The following is a 20,965-nucleotide window of genomic DNA, read 5'->3' on the forward strand; positions in this document are numbered from 1 at the left end:
TAAACAGGTGGTTTGAGAGCCCAACTTGTCAACAGGTGGTCGAGAGTTCGAGTCCCCTCGCCAGCTCTCGCAGGCTCTCACTCGTGGCTAGCGTGGAGGCATGACCTCCGCGACCTTGCCTCCGTTCCATCTCGCCATCCCGGTTCACGACATCGAGGCCGCCCGCACGTTCTACGGTGACGTCCTCGGTTTCGGTCGGGGGCGCAGCGACGAGCGCTGGACCGACTGGAACATGGATGGCCACCAGGTCGTCACCCACCAGGTCGACAACCACGAGCGCGCCGTCGCCGGCACGAATCCGGTCGACGGACACGACGTCCCGGTGCCGCACTTCGGCCTCGTCCTCAGCGTCGAGCGGTTCACCGAGCTCGCCGACCGGCTCCGGGCCGCGGGCACCGACTTCGTCATCGAGCCCTACGTCCGGTTCGAGGGTGAGCCGGGCGAGCAGTGGACGATGTTCTTCCTCGACCCGTCCGGCAACGCCCTCGAGTTCAAGGCTTTTGCGGACCCAGCCCAGCTCTTCGCGACGTGACCCTCACCCGCAGTCGACAGTGAAGGTGCTCGGCGTCACCGGGGCATCCGACGTCCCCGGGGCGGTGAGAAGCCCACGTTCGCCCGTCCACACCAGCGAGTATCTGCCGCGGCTGAAGGGCTGCTGGCCGTCTTCAGCCTGGTATCCGTCCACCACGTTCGTCACGACACGTCCGGACGGCAAGAGGTGGATGTCGCCGCTGCCCAACAGGAGGAACGACCGCTCCACCACCACGACCCGGCACCCCTGAGGACTCGCGGGCTCCAGGACGACGTATGTCATCACAAGGTCGTCCAAGGCCCCGAGGACGGTGAGGAAGCAGCTCCCCACGGCCACCACAAGCGTCGCCATTCGTCGCGCACAACGCTTCTGCCGCAAGGCAATCGGGGACCGCCGGATCGGCTCCGACACGACCGCCCGGGCCACCCCGAGCGCGGCAGCCAGCACGAGGGCGCCACCGGCGAGGACACTCGAGCGCACGACGATCCCACCGAGGACGAGCAGGTGGTCCCGACAGTCGTACGGCAGGCTGAGCAGGATGCTCGCGAGCAGCAGCGCGACGAGCACTCGCCCGGACCATCGCCGCCAGATCGGCTCCACACCCACTGCCCACCCCGTCGTCTCGTACCATCGGCGCCGCCACGCTAGCCACGCGCCGGCCACGGGGACGACGCGGCATACGGACCATCACGAAACGCTCACACCACCGGCACACCTGCACCCAGGCACCCGTGCGCCAGGGCACCCAGGCACCCGCGGAGTCAGTCGAAGAGGCCGTTGAGATACCGCTGGATCGCGCGCCGGGTGATCGGGCCCCAGCTGCCGTCCTGCTCGACACCGACCCGCTTCTGGACCGCCTTGCGCGTGATCGGGCCGAGGCTGCCGTCCTCGGTCGTGCCGACCTTGTGCTGAAGCTTCTTGATGTCGGTCGAGGACCACGAACCGTTGACCGTCCCGCCGACCCAAGTCTCGACGCCCATGCGCGTGCGCGGCCCGAGCTGGCCGTCGACGGCGAGCGGGAAGAGACTGCGCGTGCTGTCGCGTGACACGTCGACGGCGAGACCGTTCTCGAGGGTGAGGCCCGCGCGGACGCTGCACGTCGGCCACGCGCCCGGGCCCTGGACCTTGAGGACCTCCTGCGCGATGAGGATCTGCTGGCTCTTCGTCGCGAGGTTCGCGGTGTAGGCGTAGCGCTGACCGCCGAAGCCCTTCCAGGTGTTGAACGAGAACTGCAGCCCGCCGTAGTAGCCGTTGCCGGTGTTGATCGACCAGTTGCCGCCGCTCTCGCACTCGGCGACGCGGTCCCACACCGTCTCGGTGGCCCCGGCGCCGGTGGCCGCGGCGAGGATCGCGGCGGAGGCCGTGGCCGCGAGGGCGGTGGATCCGATGAGCGTGCGCCGAATGGGACGTCGACGCGTCGGCTGCGTCGGGAACTCAGGGGCGAAGAGGGGCATGGCAGAACACCTTTGCGTCAGGGGACGGCAAAGGACGCTACGCCACTTCTGTCACTTGTTTCAATACAGTCACAGAACTACACAAATGTAACTCACGACCCGCCAGTATCACCAGCACAGGCACCGGCGTGTCGAGCCAAAGAGGAAGAGAGAAGGGCGCGCCGGGGTCAAAGACGACCGCTGCGGAAGGCAGCGAACGTCCGCTTCGCCTTCGCGTCCGGGATGACGATCGACTGACCGTCGGGGCTCGTCCCGAAGCTCCCGGTCGCGACCTGACGCCCGGCCCGGCTCGGGTCCACCCGGTAGAACGCCGCGGCGAAGGTCAGCGCCTGCGTCGCGGAGAGGTTGGTGTCGACGTACTTCGACACGATCGTCATCGACCCCGGGACGGAGCCGACGCCCGCGAGCCGGGCCTTGACCGCCGCCGCGATGACGAGCTCCCCCTGGTGGCGCGACCGCCCGAAGTCGCCGTCGGGCAGCGACTTGCGCTCACGGGCATAGGCCAGCGCCTGTGCACCGGTGAGCACCTGAGGGCCGGCTGGGATGACGACGTCACTGCCGGTGAGGCGCACCTCCTTCGGCACGAGCATGGGGAGACCGCCACTCTCGTCGACGATCTTCGCGAAGCCGTCGAAGCCGACCGCGACATAACCCTCGACGGGGATGCCGGTCACGGCGGCGACGGCCTGCTGCTGACCGGCTCCGCCGGCATACGCGTATGCCGCGTTGAGCTTCGCGTGACCGCGCTTCGGCATCGGGGCCCAGATGTCGCGCGGCAGGCCGAGGACCCCGGCGCCACCGCGGGTGTCGATGCCGACGAGCTGGAGGGTGTCGGCGCGAGTTCCCTTGAGCGGCTTGCCGACTCGCGCGTCCGTCCCGATGACGATGACGTGCCGCGGGCCGGTGCCGAGCTGTGGTTCCCGCTTCAGGGACGGCCACCAGCCGCCGACGACCTGCCACGTCGCCCTCGAGCCCGAGCCGGGTCCGACGAGGAGGGTCGCGTCCGACCCACCCGCGACGACAGCGACCCGCTCGCCCTTCCAGGTGCCCGTCGTGGCCTTCCCCGTGAAGCCGCTGGTGCCGTACACCCCGCGCACGGCCTCGAGCATCCCCGCGTCGGCACCATCGACCGTCACGGTCGCCCCCGAGGTCGACGACGGTGACGCCGCGCCCGACGTGCCGGACGAGCCCGACGCGGACGTCGCTGACGACCCGGACAAGCCCCCACCACCCTGCTGCCCCGTGGCGCCGTCGCCGCCCTCCCCCGCACAGGCCGAGAGGACGAGCGCGCAGGCGAGCGTGGCGGCGGCAACCGATGGCGTTCTCACGCGACCACCGTAGGCGACCGGCTAGACGCGGGTGCGGCGCCGAAGTCGCGTCATCCGCCGGTCCCAGGGCGAGGCGAAGATCTCGCCGAGCGTCGTCCCGGTCGCGATCGCGAGGAGCACACCGGCGGCGGCGAGCAGGGTCGCGACACCGGCCTGGAACGAGAGGGTCCCCACCTCCGCGCTTTCACCGACGAGCTCGTAGAGGCCGCGGAAGATCGCCAGACCGGGCAGCAGGCTGAAGCTCGCCGGGACGACGGCGACCATCGACGGCGCGCCCAGCCGCAGGGCCATGATCCGCCCGGCGAAGCCGACGACGACCGCCGCCAGCCCGGTCGCCGTGACCGATCCGACGTCGAGCACTCGCGTGAGGACGGCGAGGACCGACACACCCACGAGCGACAGCGCCGCCGTCGGGAGGACGAGCCGGCGCCGGGTCTGCATCGTCACGGCACCACACGAGCCGACGACGAGCGCACCGATGATGGCTGCCCACCACTGCGACTGCGTCGTTCGGAGCTCGAGCACCGACGGCGAGACGAAGTCGAAGGACATCATCTCGGTGAGCCGCAGCGTCAGGCTGAGGCCGACCGCGACCCCGATGATCAGGCCCGTCAGCGCCAGCATGACGGCGAGCAGACGTCCGGCGCCGGTCACGGCATACCCGAAGATGACGTCCTCGACGGCGGATGCCATCGTGCGCCCGGGCAGCAGGGCGACGATCCCACCGGCGACGATGAAGGCGAAGTCGTCGCCGTCGATGGGGAACCAGCCCAGGGCACCCAGGGCATACGCCGCCCACGCGAGCACCGTCGCGACGAACGCGGCCACGGCGTTGGAGTAGAAGTCCGGCAGGTGCAGTGGCTTGAGGACGCGCTCGACGGCCGAGACACCGAGCACGACGAGGATCGCGACGAGGGCCGTGAGCACCGAGGCGCCGATCATCACGGCGACGGCCGACGCGAGCAGTGCCGTCGCGGCCGTGACGGCCCACTCCGGCCAGATCCGGTTGGCGCGCTTGATGTCACGCAGCTGCTCGGCAGCCTCGGCGAGGTCGATGTGGCCGTTGACGAAGGCGTCGACGAGCTCATGCACGGCGACGAGTCGGGCGTAGTCGTGACGCGAGGACCGCACGACCCGCAGCGACGTCACGGCGTGCGCGGCGTCGATGCGGGCGTGCACGAGCAGCGACTGCAGGGTGATGTCGATCTCGACGTTCGACAGGCCGGCGGCGGCACACACGGCCGCGACGGAGACCTCGACCTGCGGGGCACCGGCGCCGGAGCGCAGCATGAGCTCCCCGATGCGGACGGCGAGGTCGAGCGCTTCGCGCACCCTGGCCTCGGCGGCCTCCTCCTCAACCCGCGCGACCTGGGCACCGCGGTAGGGCGTGCGCCGCAGCAGGTCCGCGAGCGGCATCGGCTCGGTCGGGGGACTTCCCTGGAGGCGCCACGCCCGCCGGCGTCGGGCTTCCTCGCTCACGGCAGGAGGGACCCGTCGGCCCAGGGACTGGTCATCGGCCACCACGACGGCTGGCCCTGCGTCAGGCCGACCGCCACGGCCGCCCCCATCGCGACGAGCAGGAGCAGGACGAGCACCCGGCTGCCACCGGCGCCCGGGCTGAGGCCGCGCACGACGGACCGGGTGCCGCGGCGCAGTCCGGCGCCACCCGGGCCCCACCACGCGAGCAGCCCGGCGAGCGCGCCACCCACGGCGAGGGGCAGGAACGCGTCGGGCTGCGGCGAACCGCTCCCGCGCGAGGCGACGACGGCGAGCGCCGCGCAGAACGCACCGGCCACGGCGATGACGGCCGGCATGACCGCGCCGAACACCGCGCTCACCGTGCCGACGAGGAGGTGCCACGGGCCGGCGAGGACGGCTACCGGCACGTCACTGCGACGCCGCCCCTTCTCGTGCCGGCGGACGACGAGGGAGGTGACGGACCGGTCCGTCGTGCGGGCGAGAACCATCCAGAGCAGCAGCCCGAGTGCTGCGACGACGGGCGCGACGGCCGCGGTCGCGGTCAGCAGCCCGAGCAGTGCCGCGACCGTGCCGCTGCGGCTGGGTCGCCCGATGCGCGGGTCGACCTGCTGCTCACCCGGCGATCCGGGCGCGCCCTGCGGGCTCGGCGCCGGGGCCTGCGGGTATGCCGTCCGCTCCAGCTCGTGCCCGGGCGGCGGTCCTGTCGTGGGCACCGGGGTCGCGGGCGCCGGGGTCGCCGGTGCCCCGACAAGGGTGGGCGGCAGGGGTTGCTGCGGGCGGGTGTCCGGGAGCGCCTGCTGCGGCTGCGTCGCGGGCGCCAGCGATGCGGCCACGGGTGGGATCGGCTGCCGAGACCTGTTGCGCGACAACGGGTTCCGCGACAACGGCAGGACCGACGTCCGAGGTACCGCCAGCGCCTCGGTCGCCGGAGCCGTCGGCCGGGGCCGGACGGTGATGACGTCGGTGACGAGCCCGCCGCGGGCATAACGCTCGAGGGCCGTGACGACCTCCCGCTCGTGCGGACGTTCGGACGGGACCGGCGCGAGCGCGGCATACAACAACGGAGCTATGCGGGGGTCGACGCCGGAAAGGTCGGCGTCCCCGGCGGTGACCCGGGTGAGCACGGCGTCCATCGACCCGCGGCCGAACGGCGGCCGGCCGGACGCGGCATACGCGAGCGTCGCGGCCCAGCCCCACCAGTCGGTGGCCCGCGAGACCGGCGCACCCTCGATGACCTCAGGAGCGAGGTAGCCGGGGGTGCCCATGACGAGCCCGGTCATCGTGAGGCGCACGTCGTCGGCGACATGGGCGATGCCGAAGTCGATGAGCACCGGGTCGCCGTCGACGACGAGCACGTTGCCCGGCTTGAGGTCGCGGTGGATGACGTCGCAGCCGTGGATGGCGTCGAGGGCCTCGGCGAGTCCGCTGCCGAGGCGGTGCAGGGCGTCACCGTCGAGCGGGCCCTGGCTCTCGACGAGGTCGTCGAGCGGGACGCCGGGGACGTAGCGAGTGACGATGTACGGGCGCTCGCCGTCGATGTCGGCGTCGATGACCGGTGCGACCCGGGGGCTGCGGACTCGGCCGAGGGTGTCGACCTCTCGGGACAGGCGGGCACGCGCGGCGGGGTCGAGGGCGACGTGCGGGCGCAGCACCTTGATGGCGACAGCTCGGCCCTGTCGGTCGAGTGCGAGGTGGACCACCCCCATGCCGCCCTCACCGAGGCGCTGGACGAGGCGGTACCTCCCGAGGACGGCGTGCTCGGGCAGGTGCTCCCGCCCGGACGGGTCGTCGAGGATCTCCGCGGTCATGGCCACCACGGTAGGCGCTCACCCTGAGTGGAGTCTGTCCGAACCGCCGATGAGCCTGTGACTGATGTGACTCGTGTGACTTCTTACTGCTGGATGTAGTCGCGCAGCTGGTCGCGCTCGGCCTGGAGGTCGGTGATCCGGTGCTTGACGACGTCGCCGATGCTCACGATCGCGACGAGCCGGTCATCGACGACGACCGGCACGTGCCGGATCCGGTGCTCGGTCATCGTGTGCTCGAGACCGACGAGCTCGTCCTCGGGCGTCGCCGTGCGCACCTGCGCCTGGCCGGTCATGATCGACGACACCGGCTGCGTCAGGACGTCCGCGCCCGACTTCTGGAGGTGCCGCACGACGTCCCGCTCGCTGACGATGCCGGCGAGCGACTGGCCGTCGTCACTGACGACGACGGCGCCGATGCCGTGCTCGGCCAGCAGGTCGAGGAGGTCGGTGACACTGGCGTCGGAGCGCACCGTGACGACGGTGTCTCCCTTGCGCTTCACGACATCGGAGATCCTCATGTGCCGACGGTAGTGACTTCCGCGAGAACGCGCCAGACATCGCCGCGCCTCCAGCCGACCGGCGGACTTCGTGCGGGGACCTCGTGACAGGCGTCACGGCATACGGCATGCTGTGCGACAACCGTGTGCACCGACGCGCACGGGGTTTTCCCTTTACAACGGATCGTCCGGCACGTTCCTGCCGGTGAAGGAAGGCAATGACGCCATGGCAACAGTGAAGTACGACGAGTCCACCCGGATCTACCCGGGGAACGACGCCCCGTCGGTCGACCGCCTCAACATCGACATCGCGGACGGTGAGTTCCTCGTCCTCGTCGGCCCCTCCGGTAGCGGCAAGTCCACCGCCCTGCGGATGCTCGCCGGCCTCGAGGAGGTCAACGGCGGCAAGATCTGGATCGGTGACCGTGACGTCACCAACCTCTCCCCCAAGGACCGTGACGTCGCCATGGTCTTCCAGAACTACGCGCTCTACCCGCACATGAGCGTCGCCGACAACATGGGCTTCGCGCTCAAGATCGCCGGCGTCGACAAGGGCGAGATCCGCAAGCGCGTCGAGGAGGCCGCGAAGATCCTCGACCTCGAGCCCTACCTCGAGCGCAAGCCGAAGGCCCTCTCCGGTGGTCAGCGCCAGCGCGTCGCCATGGGCCGCGCGATCGTCCGCTCGCCGCAGGTCTTCCTCATGGACGAGCCGCTGTCGAACCTCGACGCCAAGCTCCGCGTCCAGACCCGCACCCAGATCGCCTCGCTGCAGCGCCGGCTCGGCGTCACGACCGTCTACGTCACGCACGACCAGGTCGAGGCCATGACGATGGGCGACCGCATCGCGGTCCTCAAGGACGGCATCCTCCAGCAGGTCGCGACCCCGCGCGAGATGTACGACAGCCCGGCGAACGTCTTCGTCGCCGGCTTCATCGGCTCGCCCGCGATGAACCTCGTCTCGGTGCCCGTCACCGACGGCGGCGTGAAGTTCGGCTCGCACACCCTGCCGGTGTCGCGTGACGCGCTCGCCGGTGGCGGCTCGAACGTCATCGTCGGCGTCCGCCCCGAGGACGTCGAGGTCACGAGCGGCGAGGGCCTCGAGCTCACCGTCGACGTCGTCGAGGAGCTCGGCGCGGACGCGTACGTCTACGGCACGCCGACCGACGAGAACATCCGCCTCGAGGGTGGCGACGACGCGCTGGCCAAGCCGTTCATCGCACGCGTCGACGGCCGTCGCGTCCCGATGAAGGGCGACAAGGTCTTCGTCCAGCCGAACGCCGACCACATGCACGTCTTCAACGCCGACTCGGGTGCCCGCCTGAGCGGCTGACGAGTCTCGTGTACACCTTCGGGGGTGGCCAGGGCGCGGTCGTATGCCGCGTGCTCGCCACCCCCGAAGCGTGTCCGTCCCCAGGTTGCGGAGTTCCCTGATGCCTCTCGAGATCACGACGGCCCGACCCGACCCGGCGCTGCTCGACCTGCCGTGGTCGACGCCGCTCGAGGACTGGCCGGACCAGTACCTCGCCGCGCTGCCTCGGGGCATCTCGCGGCACGTCGTGCGGTTCGTCAAGCTCTCCGGCCGGGTGCTCGCGGTCAAGGAGATCAAGGAGGACCTGGCCCGGCGCGAGTACGACATGCTGCGCGACCTGCGCCGCCTGCACGAGCCCGCCGTCGAGCCGTTCGGGGTCGTGAGCGGCCGCGTCGGGGCCGATGGTGAGCCGCTCGACGCGTGCCTCATCACCCGGCACCTCAAGTTCTCCCTCCCCTACCGGGCGCTCTTCTCGCAGGGGCTGCGGCCGGGCACCGAGACCCGGCTCATCGACGCCCTCGCGGTGCTCCTCGTGCGCCTGCACCTCGCCGGGTTCTGGTGGGGTGACGTGTCCCTGTCGAACACGCTGTTCCGACGCGATGCGGGCAGCTTCGCGGCCTATCTCGTCGACGCCGAGACGGGTGAGCTCTTCCCGTCGCTGACCAACGGGCAGCGGGCGCACGACCTCGATATCGCTCGGGTCAACATCGCGGGCGAGCTCATGGACCTCCAGGCCGGTGACCTGCTCGACCCCGAGATCGACCCGGTCGTCATCTCGAACCGCATCGTCACCCGCTACGACGCGCTGTGGGCCGAGCTCACCGCGACCGAGGAGTTCGACACCGGCGAGCGGTGGCGCGTCGAGGAGCGGATCCGCCGGCTCAACGCCGTCGGCTTCGACGTCGACGAGCTCGCGATCTCGACCGACATCGACGGCACGCGGATCAGCATCCAGCCCAAGGTCGTCGACGCCGGGCACCACTCGCGACGGCTGCTGCGGCTCACCGGCCTCGACGTCGGCGAGGGCCAGGCGCGCCGGCTGCTCAACGACCTCGACAACTACCGCGCCGCGAGCGACCGCCAGAACGACGACGAGGAGATCGTCGCCCACGAGTGGCTCACCCGGATCTACGAGCCGATCACCCGCCGCGTGCCGCGCGAGCTGTCCGGCAAGCTCGAGCCCGCCGAGCTCTTCCACGAGGTGCTCGAGCACCGGTGGTACATGGCCGAGCGCGAGCAGAACGACGTGCCGATCGAGCGAGCCATCGAGGACTACGTCGCCTCGATCCTGCCGACGAAGCCGGACGAGGCGGCCGTCGTCGGCGTCGACACCATCGAGATGCCCGTCATCGCCGAGCGCCCCTGACCCCCAGCCCTGCGACTTATTGCGCATAGTTTGCCGTTCCAGCGCGGGCGCGCCTTCCACGCAAGGGCAAACTATGCGCAATAGGTCGGGTCCAGGGCGAGCAGGCGGGCACCGTTGTGCCACAGGACTGCTCGCATCCAGTCGTCGCCGAGGTCGAGGCGGGCCAAGGCGTCGACCTGGTGGGCGTAGGGGTAGGGGATGTTCGGGAAGTCCGACCCGAAGACGATGCGGTCGCGCAGGTCCGGCAGCCGCTCCCGGTAGCGCGACGGCATCGGCGTGCGCGCCTCGGTGAAGTCCGTCGCCGCCATCGTCGTGTCGAGGTGGACGTGGGGGAAGCGCTCGGTGAGGTCGGCGAAGGCGTCGTACTCCGGCATACCCAAATGGGCGATGACGAGCGCGAGCTGGGGGAAACGGTCGAGGACGCGTTCGACGCGCTGCGCGCCCGTGAACTCGCCGGGCAGCGGCGCCGACCCGGCGTGGATGACGACGGGGACGCCCGCGCGTTCCAGCTGCGCCCATGCCGGGTCGAGCAGCGGGTCGTCGGGCGCGTAGGCACCGACCTGGACGTGCAGCTTCCACAGCCGCGCGCCGGTCTCCAGCGCCTCGGCAACGTAGTCCTCGACCCCCGGCTCGGGGTACATCGTCGCGCAGTGGATGCCATCCGGCACGCGCGCGGCGAAGTCGGCGTTCCACGCGTTGAGCCCGGCCGCCATGCCCGGCTTGTGCGGGTAGGTCAGTGCCGGGATCGCGTGAACACCGAACTGCCGCAACAGGTTGAGCCGCTCTTCCTCGGGCAGCCGGTAGGTGATCGGCCACGGCACGCCGTAGTGCGCCTCGGCCGCGTCGAAGTACGCCCACACCTTGCGCAGCATCGGTTCCGGCAGGAAGTGGACGTGGAGGTCCGCGATCCCGGGGAGTCCCAGCGAGTCGACGTATGCCGGGATCTCGGCGTCGGACTGTGGTCCCGGTGTCGTGCGCTCGGCCATGGAAGTCACGCTAACCGTCGACGGTTCGCCCTAGGATCGGGTGACCCGAACGCCACATCCTCCAGGGGGAGAGACCTGCCATGTCCGAGACGCACGACCCGAACCAGCAAACGCCGGCCCAGAACCCGCAGAACCCGTATGGCGCACCGCCGGTCGCGGCTCCCTACGGTGGCGGGCCGGCATACCCCGGTTCGAAGGCGTACGTCGAGCAGCACTTCGGACCGGTCGCCGACTTCGGCAGCCGCGCGGGCGCGCTCATCATCGACAGCCTGCTGTCGCTGATCGGGCTCATTCCGTTCCTCATCGGCGTCGTGCTGCTCGTCGTGTCGATCCCCGAGACGGACTCCTACGGCAGCACGATCGACGGAACGGGGAACGCCGGCTTGGCCGCAACCGGCGGGATCCTCATGGGCCTGGGCTTTCTGCTGGGCGTCGCGATCATGATCTGGAACCGCATCTTCCGGATGGGCCGGACGGGTCAGAGCATCGGCAAGAAGGTCATGGGGCTCAAGCTCATCGGGGAGCAGACCGGACAGCCGATCGGGGCCCTGCAGACGTTCCTGCGCGAGCTGCTCAGCGGCCTGATCAACCAGATCATCTACCTCAGCTACCTCTGGATGCTCTGGGACGACAACAAGCAGACGCTCGCCGACAAGGTCGTCCACTCGACCGTCATCCGCGTCCCCAAGTCCTGAACCGGCACGTCAGAGGACGCCGCCACACCGAACAGCCGTACTGACAACCGAGGGGAGATCCACCATGTCCGAGGCCTACCCGCCGAACCAGCCCCACCCGCCGCAGCAGCCGCACCGCCCGAACGAGCCCTACCCCCAGTCCTCGACGAACCCGTATGCCGCGACGCCACCCGCTCCGCACTCCTTCCCGGCATCCGCGCCCGGGACGGCTCCCGGCATGGCCGGTCCGGGTGCGTTCGCCGCCTACGGTCAGCGCGCCGGCGCCTACCTCGCCGACACCGCGATCGCGCTCGGCCTCGGTCTGGTCCCACTGGTGCTCGGCACGTTCGCGGCCGGCGTGGCGTCCTCGGACCGGTCGGCGAACATCGTGGGGTCCACGGGCGCATTGCTCATGTACGTGGTCGTGTTCGGGTTCAGCCTGTGGAACCTGGTCTTTCGGCAGGGCAGGACGGGGCAGAGCATCGGCAAGAAAGCCCTCGGGATCGCTGTCGTGGGCGAGCGGACCGGTCAGCCACTCGGCCCCGGGACCGCCTTCGTGCGGTGGTTCGTCATGTGGCTCATCGGCGCACTCTCGTGCGGCCTCGGCACGGTCGTGAACTTCCTCTTCCCGCTGTGGGACCCCAAGAAGCAGACACTCCACGACAAGGCCGCGAGCTCGATCGTCGTGCGACGGCCTGCCGCCTGAACCGTCGCGTCGGACACGGTCAGACGGGTGAGAGCCAGGTCCAGCCGGGGACGTTGCGCAGCACCCAGAACGCCATGATCGCGACGAAGAGGCCGTAGAGCAGCCACGCCGGTGCCGCGGTCATGCGCTGCTCGCCGCGCCACTCCCGACGGGTCCACCGCACGAACCCGAACGCCATGACGACGATCGCGGCGACGGTGAGGGGGTTGCGCTGCAGCGCCTCGACCACGTCACCGTTGGTCAGCGAGTGGGTGGCGCGCATCGTGCCGCATCCCGGACACCACGTGCCGGTGAGGGCGAGCCACGGACAGGTGGGGAAGTTGCCCGGCTCGTAGGGGTTGATGACGTGGACCACCAGCGCGCAGCCCGCCGCTGCGGCCGCGGTGAGCGCGGGCCAGAGCAGGCGACGCCCCCGCCCGACCGACGGATCGGTGGACGGGGGCGTCGTGCGCTGCGTCAGGGACGTCGCGATCACATACCTGTCGAGGTCGAGTCCATGTTCATCGCGCCGGTGGCGATGAGAACGCCGTAGATGATCGAGCCGATGATGCCGAGCACGAGGGCGATCGTCGCGAACTTCTTCGCCTTGCGAGCAGACTCGAGGGCGCCGGCCTGGTCGCCGCCGTTCCACTTGCCGTTGACCTGGGCCGCGAAGACAACGGCCGGGATGCCGATCGGCCAGCAGCAGAGCAGGCCGAGGATCGCGAGGACGAGGTTGTTGGGCGGCGGCGGACCGGCGGGGGTGCCACCGACCGGCGGCGGGGCACCGTAGGCGCCGCCGTCGTAGCCGCCACCACTCGGCGGGGGCGGCGGGGTCTGGCCGCCGTAGCACCACCGGGGGGCGTGGAGCCGCCGGGCGGCGGCGGGGGCGGGGTGCTTCCGTAGTCACTCATGCGTTTCCCTCTCCTGTGTGTGCGGGGAGGCTCCCCCGCCGTCGGTCGACCGACTGCTCGCCATCGTGGCACAGGTGACGCGGCCGTGACGCCAACACCCACCGAACGACGGTCACGATCCGCGCACGAGGCACGCACCCGGCATACGGGCTGCTGATCAGCGGCGACGCCGGCGCGCGACCTCGTAGAGCGTCACGCCCGTCGCGATGCCGGCGTTGAGCGACTCCACCGCGGAGCTCATCGGCACCGACACGATCTGGTCGCACGTCTCGCGCACGAGCCGGGACAGCCCCTTGCCCTCGGAGCCGACGACGACCACGAGCGGCTCGTCCGCGAGCGCCAGGTCGGGCAGCTCGACGTCGCCGTCCATGTCGAGACCGACGACGAAGAAGCCGGCCTTGCGGTAGTCCTCGAGCGCGCGGGTGAGGTTCGTGGCCTGCGCGACGGGGATCCGCGCTGCCGCACCCGCCGAGGTCTTCCACGCCGACGCGGTCATGCCGACCGAGCGCCGCGCGGGGACGACGACGCCGTGCCCACCGAACGCCGCGACCGAGCGCACGATGGCCCCGAGGTTGCGCGGGTCGGTGATGCCGTCGAGCGCGACGATGAGCGGGACGCCCGGCAGCTCGGGGTTGAGCAGGTCACTGGGGTGCGCGTACTCGTAGGGCGGCACCTGGAGCGCGAGCCCCTGGTGCACGGCGCCGTCGGTGAGCCGGTCGAGCTCGCCGCGCGGGGTCTCGAGGACGGGTATGCCGCGTTCGGACGCGATCTTCAGCGCTTCGCGCACGCGGTCGTCGCTGTCGATGCGCCCGGCGACGTACATCGTCGCGACCGGGACGTCGGTGCGCAGCGCCTCGAGGACCGAGTTGCGGCCGGCGACGACCTCGCTCGACGCCTTCTTGCGCGACCCCCCGGAGCCGGAGCGCCCGCCAGAGCCGCCAACACCGCCCGAGCCGCCACGGCGATCCGCGGCCTTGGCCAGCTTGTGCGCCTTGTGGTTCGGGCGGTCGACGGCGCGCGGGGTCGGGCCCTTGCCCTCGAGGCCCTTGCGGCGCTGGCCTCCGGACCCGACGGCCGGGGCCTTCTTGCCGCCCTTGCGGACCGCGCCCCGTCGCTGGCTGTTGCCGGCCATGGCTACTCCCCTTGTCCTGCAGTCGAACTGGACCGTGTGAGCGACCAGCGGGCACCGGCCGGGGTGTCCTCGATCGCCACCCCCGCGGCCACGAGCTCGTCGCGGATGGCGTCGCTCGTCGCCCAGTCCCGCGCCGAGCGCGCGGTGGCGCGCGCCGCGAGCCGCGCCTGCACGAGCACGTCGAGCGCGGCCATCGCGTCATCGGCGCCGCCTGCGAGCCCACCGGACCACACCGGGTCGAGCGGGTTGACGCCGAGCACGTCGGTCATCGCGATGACGAGCCGCGCCAGCGAGCGCGCCTCCTCCGGCTCGCCCTCGTCGAGCGCGGTGTTGCCGCGGGTCACCGTCTCGTGAACCGCGCGCAGCGCCCCCGAGACGCCGAGGTCGTCGTCCATCGCCGCGACGAAGTCCGCGGGCAGCTCCTCGTCACCGGACGGCATACCGGCATCGTCGGCGCCGAGCGCGCGACGCAGGAAGCCCTCGATGCGGTCCACGGCGGCCTCGGCCTCGGCGAGCGAGCCCTCGTGGAACTCGATCGTCGACCGGTAGTGCGCGGCGGTGAGGTAGTAGCGCACGGCGAGCGGACGTGCCTGCTTGACGATCTCGTGGACGAGGAGGGAGTTGCCGAGCGACTTGCTCATCTTCTCGCCGCTGATCGTCACCCACGCGTTGTGCATCCACAGGTTCGTGAACGGCAGCCCGGCCGCGCGCGACTGCGCCTGCTCGTTCTCGTGGTGCGGGAAGCGCAGGTCGACGCCGCCGCCGTGGATGTCGAAGGCGTCGCCGAGGTACTTGCGTGCCATCGCCGAACACTCGAGGTGCCAGCCGGGACGGCCGCGGCCCCACGGGGTCGGCCAGCTCGCCGACTCGGGCTCGTCGTCCTTGCGTCCCTTCCAGAGCGCGAAGTCGCGCGGGTCGCGCTTGCCACGCGGGTCGGCGTCCTGCGCCGCTTCCATGTCGTCGAGCTTCTGGTGCGTCACTTCGCCGTATGCCGGCCAGCTGCGGACGTCGAAGTAGACGTCACCCGAGCCGTCCTCGGCGGCATAGGCGTGGCCGCGGTCGATGAGGAGCTGCATGAGCTCGACCATCTCGGGGATGTGGCCCATGGCGCGCGGCTCGTAGGTCGGCGGCAGCACCCCGAGCATCCGCAGCGCTTCGGCGGTGAGGACCTCGTTGCGGTAGGACAGCGCGAACCAGTCCTCGCCGGACTCCGCGGCCTTGCGCAGGATCTTGTCGTCGAGGTCGGTGACGTTGCGGATGAGGGTGACGTCGTAGCCGTGACCGCGCGTGAGCCAGCGCCGGAGCACGTCGAAGGCGACGGCGAAGCGGACGTGCCCGATGTGCGGCGGCGCCTGGGTCGTGAGCCCGCAGATGTACATCCCGACCCGTCCGGGCTGGAGGGGGACGAAGTCCCGCGGCTCACGCGAGACGGAGTCGAACAGTCGCAGGGTCACCCGCCCAAGCCTACCGGCGCACACGCACGGTCCCGGCCACGCGGCATACGGCCTCTGCACGTTTCCCGCCGTCCCCGGCAAAGGGGTGACAGATGGGGTCGTATGCCGGTGGGCTGGGTCGCGCAGCGTCAGTGGCCGCGGGCGATCCACTCGTCGAGGTGTGGCGCCTCGGCGCCGATCGTCGTCGACTCGCCGTGACCGGTGAGGACGACGGTGCTGCGCGGGAGGGTGAGCAGCGTGGTGCGGATCGACTCGATGATCGTGTCGAAGCTACTGAACGAGCGGCCCGTCGCGCCCGGCCCGCCCTTGAAAAGGGTGTCGCCGGTGAAGACGACGTTCATCGCCCGCACGTGGAAGCAGCACGCACCCGGAGCGTGCCCGGGGGTGTGCAGGACCCGCAGCACGACGTCACCGACGCGGAACTCGTCGCCGTCGGCGTGGAAGACGTCGGGGTCACCGTCCTGGCTGAGCTTCCAGATGATCCGGGACTCGCGGTGGATGTGCACCTTGGCGCCGGTCGCGCGCGAGAGCACCGGCGCGACGTTGATGTGGTCGTTGTGGCCGTGGGTGAGCAGGATCGCCCGCACCTTGCGGCCGGCGATGGCCCGGGCGATGGCGACCTCGTCGTGGGCCGCGTCGATGACGATGCACTCGCGGTCGTCGCCGATGACCCAGACGTTGTTCTCCACGTCCCACGACCCGCCGTCGAAGTCGAACGTGCCCGACGTGACGACGCGGTCGATGCGCACGCCCCCACGCGAGGGTGCGATGTCCGGCATCCCGCCCTGCTCCCGCATGTCCTTCGACACCCCCGCCCTCTCCTCGGAGCTCACAGGACCACCACCGACCGCAGCACGTCTCCGCGTTCCATCTTGGCGAACGCCTCCTCGATGTCCTCGAGCCCGATGCGCTCCGACACGAACCCGTCGAGGTCGAAGCGGCCCTGCCGGTAGAGGTCGACGAGCATCGGGAAGTCGCGGCTCGGCAGGCAGTCGCCGTACCAGCTCGATTTCAGCGCGCCGCCCCGGCCGAAGACCTCGATCATCGGCAGGGTGACCTGCTTGTCCGGGGTCGGCACGCCGACGAGGACGAGCGTGCCGGCCAGGTCGCGCGCATAGAACGCCTGCTCGTAGGTCTCGGGCCGGCCGACCGCCTCGACGACGACGTCGGCACCGAAGCCACCGGTCAGCTCGCGGATCCGCTCGACGACGTCCTCGTTCCCGGCATCGACCGTGTGGGTCGCCCCGAAGCCGCGCGCCGTCTCGAACTTGCGTGGGTCGACGTCGACGGCGACGATCGTCGTCGCCCCCGCGACGCGCGCACCGGCGATCGCCGCGTTGCCGACGCCCCCGCAGCCGATGACCGCGACCGAGTCCCCGCGCCCGACGCCACCGGTGTTGACCGCTGCGCCGAACCCGGCCATGACACCGCACCCGAGCAGCCCCACGGCGGCAGCGTCGGCCGACGGGTCGACCTTGGTGCACTGCCCGGCGGCGACGAGCGTCTTCTCGATGAAGGCGCCGATGCCCAAGGCCGGGGTGAGCTCGGTGCCCACGCCCTCACCGGACGCGATCGTCATGCGCTGCGTCGCGTTGTGGGTGTTGAAGCAGTACCACGGCTTGCCCTTGGCGCAGGCCCGGCACTGTCCGCACACCGCGCGCCAGTTGAGGATGACGAAGTCACCCGGAGCCACCTCGGTGACGCCCTCGCCGACCGACTCGACGACGCCGGCGGCCTCGTGGCCCAGCAGGAAGGGGAACTCGTCGCTGATCCCGCCCTCGCGGTAGTGCAGGTCGGTGTGGCACACCCCGCAGGACTGGACCTCCACGACGGCCTCCCCCGGGCCCGGGTCGGGCACGGTGATGTCGACGACCTCGACCTCCGCACCCTTCTCGCGCGCGATGACTCCCCTGACGGTCTGCGGCACGTGCCCACCTCCTGTGACGGTCACATCGACCCTAGGGGGTGGCGGGATATGCGCAACCGCAAGGGCACCGTTCGTCCCAGCGGCACCAGTCTCAGGCAGGCAGGACGAGCGCGGTCGCGACGGCCGCGACCCCCTCCCCGCGACCGGTGAGCCCGAGCCCGTCGGTCGTCGTGCCGCTCACGGACACCGGGGCGCCGCATGCCTGCGACAGCGCCGCCTGTGCCTCGTCGCGGCGGGTGCCGATCTTGGGCCGGTTGCCGACGACCTGGATGGCGATGTTGCCGATCTCGAAGCCGGCTGACCGCACGAGCCGCGCGGCCTCGGCGAGGAGGGCCGCACCCGAGGCGCCCGCGAGCTCGGGGCGACCGGTGCCGAAGTGCTCGCCGAGGTCGCCGATCCCGGCCGCAGAGAAGAGCGCGTCGCAGGCCGCGTGCGCCGCGACGTCGGCGTCGGAGTGCCCGTCGAGCCCGCGCTCGCCCGGCCAGTGCAGGCCGGCGACCCACAGCTCGCGCTCGCTCCCCTCGGCGGCGAAGGCGTGGACGTCGGTGCCGATCCCGATGCGCGGGTATGCCGGCCCACGCAGAGCGTGGGACCCGCGCGCGCCGTCCGGGGCCCCCTCGCCGGTGGGGTGGGTCACCGCGTCGACGGCGTCGCGAGCCGGTTCGCTCATGACGTCGCCGTCCAGTCGATCGCGCCCCGGTGCAGCTTGTGCGGCGCGGCCTGCGCGACCGGCTTGACGACGAGGGTGTCGATGTTGACGTGCTGCGGCAGACCGACCGCGAAGGCGACACAGGCCGCGACGTCGTCGGCGACGAGCGGACGGTCGACACCCTCGTAGACCTTGTCCGCGCCCGCCTGGTCGCCGTCGAGCCGGGTCAGCGAGAACTCCTCGGTGTGCACCATGCCGGGGTGGATGTCGATGACCCGGACCGGTTCGCCGTTGAGCTCGAGCCGCAGGGTCTGCGAGACCGCGACCTCGGCGTGCTTCGCCGCGACGTAGCCACCGCCCCCCTCGTATGCCGTGTCGCCGGCGATCGAGGTGATCATGACGATCGTGGTCCGCGGGGACCGTCGGAGCAGCGGGAGCGCGGCCTGGGTCACCCGGACCGTGCCGAGCACGTTCGTCGCGTACATCGCCTCCCACTTGGCGAGGTCCCCGTCCTCGACGCGCTCGACCCCGAGCGCGCCACCGGCGTTGTTGACGAGGACGTCGAGCCGGTCGAGGCCCGCGAAGGCCGCGTCCACGCTGGCCGGGTCGGTGACGTCGAGCTGGACCGGGGTCACGGAATCACCGAGCTCGGCGGTGACGGCGTCGAGCCGGTCGCGACGACGGCCGGCGACCAGCACGGCATACCCGTCCTCGACGAGGCGGCGAGCCGTCGCGGCGCCGATGCCGGTGCCGCCTCCGGTGACGAGGGCGACGGGCTTCTCGCTCGGATCGGTCTGCCTCGGCGGCTCGGTCTGCTTGGTCTGCTCGGTCGGCTCGCTCGGCGATGCGGTCACGGTTTCAGGATACGTTCGGCGCGCTCGAGGTCCTCGGGTGTCGTGACCTTGAAGGCGAGTGGGTCACCGTCGACGACGACGACGTCACCGCCGAGCCGCTCGACGAGCGCGGCGTCGTCGGTGGCCTGCGCCCCGCCGGCGTGGGCCTGCTCGAGGAGGTCACGCCGGAACGCCTGCGGTGTCTGGATGGCGCGCAGGCTCGCGCGCTCCGGTGTCGCGACGACGTGTCCCCCGGCGTCGACTTGCTTCACCGTGTCGGTCACGGCGAGCCCGGGGACGACCGCGTCGTGGCCGTCGCGGACCGCGGTGACGAGCCGGTCGAAGAGCTGCGGCGGGGCGAGGGCCCGGGCCGCGTCGTGGACGAGGACGACGTCGATCTCCGGGCGCAGCGCGGCGAGACCGGCGGAGACGGAGTCGGTCCGCTCGGCCCCACCGGGGACGACCGACACATCCGCCGCGCGGGGGTGCCCGGACACGAGCGCGCCCGCCTCCCTCAGGTGGGAGGCGGGCGCGACGATGACGACATGCGCCGTGTCAGCGGCCTCGAAGGACCGCGCCACGGCACGTTCGAGCAGGGTCAGTCCCGCGAGGCGCACGAACGCCTTGGGCTCGGCGGCGCCGAGGCGCGTGCCTGCCCCGGCGGCGACGATGACGACGCCGACGGACTGCTGTCCGCTCAGGACGCGAGAACCTCGTCGAGGATGGACTCAGCCTTGTCCTCGTCGGTCTTCTCGGCGAGCGCGAGCTCCGAGACGAGGATCTGGCGAGCCTTGGAGAGCATGCGCTTCTCACCGGCGGACAGGCCGCGGTCCTTGTCACGACGCCACAGGTCACGCACGACCTCGGCGACCTTGATGACGTCACCCGAGGCGAGCTTCTCGAGGTTGGCCTTGAAGCGGCGCGACCAGTTGGTCGGCTCCTCGGCGTAGGGGGCCCGCAGGACCTCGAACACCTTGTCGAGGCCCTCCTTGTCGACGACGTCGCGCACTCCGACGAGGTCGCAGTTCTCTGCGGGAACCTCGATCACGAGGTCGCCCTGGGCGACCTTGAGCTTGAGGTAGAGCTTCTCCTCGCCCTTGATGGTGCGCTTGTTGATCTCTTCGATGCGCGCAGCCCCGTGGTGGGGGTACACGACCGTCTCGCCGACCTTGAAAACCATATGCTTTTTGCCCCTTTCGCGAGGGTAAGTTTAACACGCTGCCACCGACACGGGGAATCGGAGCGGACGGCATACCCGCAGGTCAGAGGCACGAAAACCGTTGAGACAAGGCCAAATTGGGGGTTGACACAACGGCGAATGCATGCCTCGCGCGGCCACCCGCGCGCGAGGGCCCTGAGCCTCGCTACGCTGTCCCCCGTGACGACCGCTGCTTCGAAGACCTCCCGCCACCGCGTGCGCGCGACGCTGGCTGCCGCTGCCCTCGGGACGAGCCTGCTCGGGGGGTGCGTGGTCTTCAACCCGATCCAGACCGACTACGCCTACCAGCCGGCGGACGGCGTCAATGCGACGTTCGGTGACCTCGAGGTCCGTGGCCTGGTCGTCGTCTCCAACGCCAAGGGAACCCCCGGCAACCTCGCGGGCCAGGTGATCAACCGCTCGAGCGAGGACGTCCAGCTCACCTTCCAGAGCGAGGGGAGCGCGGGCGCCCAGGCGACGGTGAAGCGGCAGAGCTCGCTCACGCTCGGGGAGGGCGAGGGCAAGCCCGTCACCCTCGACAAGGTCGAGGTCGCCCCCGGCGAGACCCTCGAGCTGCAGGTGTCCACGCCCGCCACCGGTCTCAACCTGCTCCTCGTGCCGGTGCTGCCGTCCACCGGCTACTACGAGGACGCCAAGCCGTCCGGCGCCCCGCCCGCTCCCAGCCCGGACACCACCGAGTCCGAGGGCTCCGGTCACTGACGGTTGGTGAGGCTGGGCTG

Annotated in this window: 23 protein-coding genes; 6 read left to right on the forward strand and 17 right to left on the reverse strand. The window is 71.1% G+C overall.

Annotated features, from left to right (window positions below):
* The first annotated feature begins 100 nt into the window (after positions 1 to 100).
* Complete coding sequence (locus BCF74_RS09520) at positions 101 to 532, forward strand: VOC family protein (RefSeq protein ID WP_106297726.1); 432 nt, start codon at positions 101 to 103, stop codon at positions 530 to 532.
* A gap of 3 nt (positions 533 to 535) precedes the next feature.
* On the opposite strand, the gene BCF74_RS09525 is transcribed toward BCF74_RS09520, so the two are convergent.
* The 6 genes from BCF74_RS09525 to BCF74_RS09550 all read right to left on the reverse strand — a co-directional run bounded on the left by BCF74_RS09525 (position 536) and on the right by BCF74_RS09550 (position 7,119).
* A complete protein-coding gene (locus BCF74_RS09525) occupies positions 536 to 1,138 on the reverse strand; it encodes a hypothetical protein (protein ID WP_146132920.1) in 603 nt (200 codons plus the stop codon).
* 155 nt (positions 1,139 to 1,293) lie between these two features.
* A complete protein-coding gene (locus BCF74_RS09530) occupies positions 1,294 to 1,986 on the reverse strand; it encodes a transglycosylase family protein (RefSeq protein ID WP_106297728.1) in 693 nt (230 codons plus the stop codon).
* A gap of 167 nt (positions 1,987 to 2,153) precedes the next feature.
* On the reverse strand, positions 2,154 to 3,314 hold the full coding sequence (locus BCF74_RS09535; RefSeq protein WP_146132921.1) for an LCP family protein: 1,161 nt from the start codon (positions 3,312 to 3,314) through the stop codon (positions 2,154 to 2,156).
* Positions 3,315 to 3,335: 21 nt separating this feature from the next.
* Positions 3,336 to 4,793, reverse strand: coding sequence for a threonine/serine exporter family protein (locus BCF74_RS09540; RefSeq protein WP_146132922.1), 1,458 nt, complete (start codon positions 4,791 to 4,793; stop codon positions 3,336 to 3,338).
* Positions 4,790 to 6,601, reverse strand: coding sequence for a serine/threonine-protein kinase (locus BCF74_RS09545; RefSeq protein ID WP_106297731.1), 1,812 nt, complete (start codon positions 6,599 to 6,601; stop codon positions 4,790 to 4,792). The genes BCF74_RS09540 and BCF74_RS09545 overlap by 4 nt, the downstream gene beginning before the upstream one ends.
* 83 nt (positions 6,602 to 6,684) lie before the next feature.
* Positions 6,685 to 7,119 (reverse strand): CBS domain-containing protein, encoded by a 435-nt coding sequence (locus tag BCF74_RS09550; RefSeq protein WP_106297732.1) that lies wholly within the window; start codon positions 7,117 to 7,119, stop codon positions 6,685 to 6,687.
* 205 nt (positions 7,120 to 7,324) lie between these two features.
* Here BCF74_RS09550 and BCF74_RS09555 point away from each other — a divergent pair, with 205 nt between their 5' ends.
* Positions 7,325 to 8,428: an ABC transporter ATP-binding protein gene (locus tag BCF74_RS09555; protein ID WP_106297733.1), complete on the forward strand. Its 1,104-nt coding sequence runs from the start codon at positions 7,325 to 7,327 to the stop codon at positions 8,426 to 8,428.
* A 100-nt stretch (positions 8,429 to 8,528) separates the two neighbouring features.
* A complete protein-coding gene (locus tag BCF74_RS09560) occupies positions 8,529 to 9,773 on the forward strand; it encodes a DUF4032 domain-containing protein (protein WP_106297734.1) in 1,245 nt (414 codons plus the stop codon).
* 71 nt (positions 9,774 to 9,844) lie between these two features.
* On the opposite strand, the gene BCF74_RS09565 is transcribed toward BCF74_RS09560, so the two are convergent.
* Entirely contained in the window at positions 9,845 to 10,759 is a 915-nt protein-coding gene (locus tag BCF74_RS09565; protein WP_106297735.1) for an amidohydrolase family protein, read from the reverse strand.
* A gap of 80 nt (positions 10,760 to 10,839) precedes the next feature.
* On the opposite strand from BCF74_RS09565, the gene BCF74_RS09570 reads away from it, so the two are divergent.
* Complete coding sequence (locus BCF74_RS09570; RefSeq protein ID WP_106297736.1) at positions 10,840 to 11,454, forward strand: RDD family protein; 615 nt, start codon at positions 10,840 to 10,842, stop codon at positions 11,452 to 11,454.
* 64 nt (positions 11,455 to 11,518) lie between these two features.
* Positions 11,519 to 12,139, forward strand: coding sequence for an RDD family protein (locus tag BCF74_RS09575; protein ID WP_106297737.1), 621 nt, complete (start codon positions 11,519 to 11,521; stop codon positions 12,137 to 12,139).
* A gap of 19 nt (positions 12,140 to 12,158) precedes the next feature.
* Here the strand turns inward: BCF74_RS09575 and BCF74_RS09580 are convergent, their stop codons facing one another.
* From BCF74_RS09580 to BCF74_RS09625, 10 genes are all read right to left on the reverse strand, one after another.
* Positions 12,159 to 12,614 (reverse strand): DUF2752 domain-containing protein, encoded by a 456-nt coding sequence (locus BCF74_RS09580; protein WP_106297738.1) that lies wholly within the window; start codon positions 12,612 to 12,614, stop codon positions 12,159 to 12,161.
* On the reverse strand, positions 12,611 to 12,841 hold the full coding sequence (locus BCF74_RS17725) for a CD225/dispanin family protein (protein ID WP_342747564.1): 231 nt from the start codon (positions 12,839 to 12,841) through the stop codon (positions 12,611 to 12,613). The genes BCF74_RS09580 and BCF74_RS17725 overlap by 4 nt, the downstream gene beginning before the upstream one ends.
* 348 nt (positions 12,842 to 13,189) lie before the next feature.
* On the reverse strand, positions 13,190 to 14,164 hold the full coding sequence (gene rlmB, locus BCF74_RS09590; protein WP_106297739.1) for a 23S rRNA (guanosine(2251)-2'-O)-methyltransferase RlmB: 975 nt from the start codon (positions 14,162 to 14,164) through the stop codon (positions 13,190 to 13,192).
* 2 nt (positions 14,165 to 14,166) lie between these two features.
* Complete coding sequence (cysS, locus tag BCF74_RS09595; RefSeq protein WP_106297740.1) at positions 14,167 to 15,618, reverse strand: cysteine--tRNA ligase; 1,452 nt, start codon at positions 15,616 to 15,618, stop codon at positions 14,167 to 14,169.
* A gap of 128 nt (positions 15,619 to 15,746) precedes the next feature.
* The gene (locus BCF74_RS09600; RefSeq protein WP_106297799.1) at positions 15,747 to 16,397 is read right to left on the reverse strand and encodes an MBL fold metallo-hydrolase; all 651 of its coding nucleotides are present in this window, start codon (positions 16,395 to 16,397) and stop codon (positions 15,747 to 15,749) included.
* Between the two features lie 50 nt (positions 16,398 to 16,447).
* Complete coding sequence (locus tag BCF74_RS09605; protein WP_106297741.1) at positions 16,448 to 17,545, reverse strand: S-(hydroxymethyl)mycothiol dehydrogenase; 1,098 nt, start codon at positions 17,543 to 17,545, stop codon at positions 16,448 to 16,450.
* Between the two features lie 91 nt (positions 17,546 to 17,636).
* Positions 17,637 to 18,215: a 2-C-methyl-D-erythritol 2,4-cyclodiphosphate synthase gene (gene ispF, locus BCF74_RS09610; RefSeq protein ID WP_106297742.1), complete on the reverse strand. Its 579-nt coding sequence runs from the start codon at positions 18,213 to 18,215 to the stop codon at positions 17,637 to 17,639.
* Positions 18,212 to 19,048, reverse strand: a complete 837-nt coding sequence (locus BCF74_RS09615) for an SDR family oxidoreductase (protein WP_106297743.1) — start codon at positions 19,046 to 19,048, stop codon at positions 18,212 to 18,214. Before BCF74_RS09615 ends, ispF begins: the two co-directional genes overlap by 4 nt.
* Positions 19,045 to 19,728 (reverse strand): 2-C-methyl-D-erythritol 4-phosphate cytidylyltransferase, encoded by a 684-nt coding sequence (ispD, locus tag BCF74_RS09620; protein WP_106297744.1) that lies wholly within the window; start codon positions 19,726 to 19,728, stop codon positions 19,045 to 19,047. The genes BCF74_RS09615 and ispD overlap by 4 nt, the downstream gene beginning before the upstream one ends.
* Positions 19,725 to 20,207 (reverse strand): CarD family transcriptional regulator, encoded by a 483-nt coding sequence (locus tag BCF74_RS09625; protein WP_106297745.1) that lies wholly within the window; start codon positions 20,205 to 20,207, stop codon positions 19,725 to 19,727. The genes ispD and BCF74_RS09625 overlap by 4 nt, the downstream gene beginning before the upstream one ends.
* Positions 20,208 to 20,405: 198 nt before the next feature.
* Here BCF74_RS09625 and BCF74_RS09630 point away from each other — a divergent pair, with 198 nt between their 5' ends.
* Positions 20,406 to 20,945 carry a hypothetical protein gene (locus tag BCF74_RS09630; RefSeq protein ID WP_106297746.1) on the forward strand — a complete coding sequence of 180 codons (540 nt, stop codon included), beginning with the start codon at positions 20,406 to 20,408 and terminating at the stop codon, positions 20,943 to 20,945.
* The last annotated feature ends 20 nt before the right edge of the window (positions 20,946 to 20,965 follow it).

Source organism: Knoellia remsis, from assembly GCF_003002895.1.
Lineage (GTDB): Bacteria > Actinomycetota > Actinomycetes > Actinomycetales > Dermatophilaceae > Knoellia > Knoellia remsis.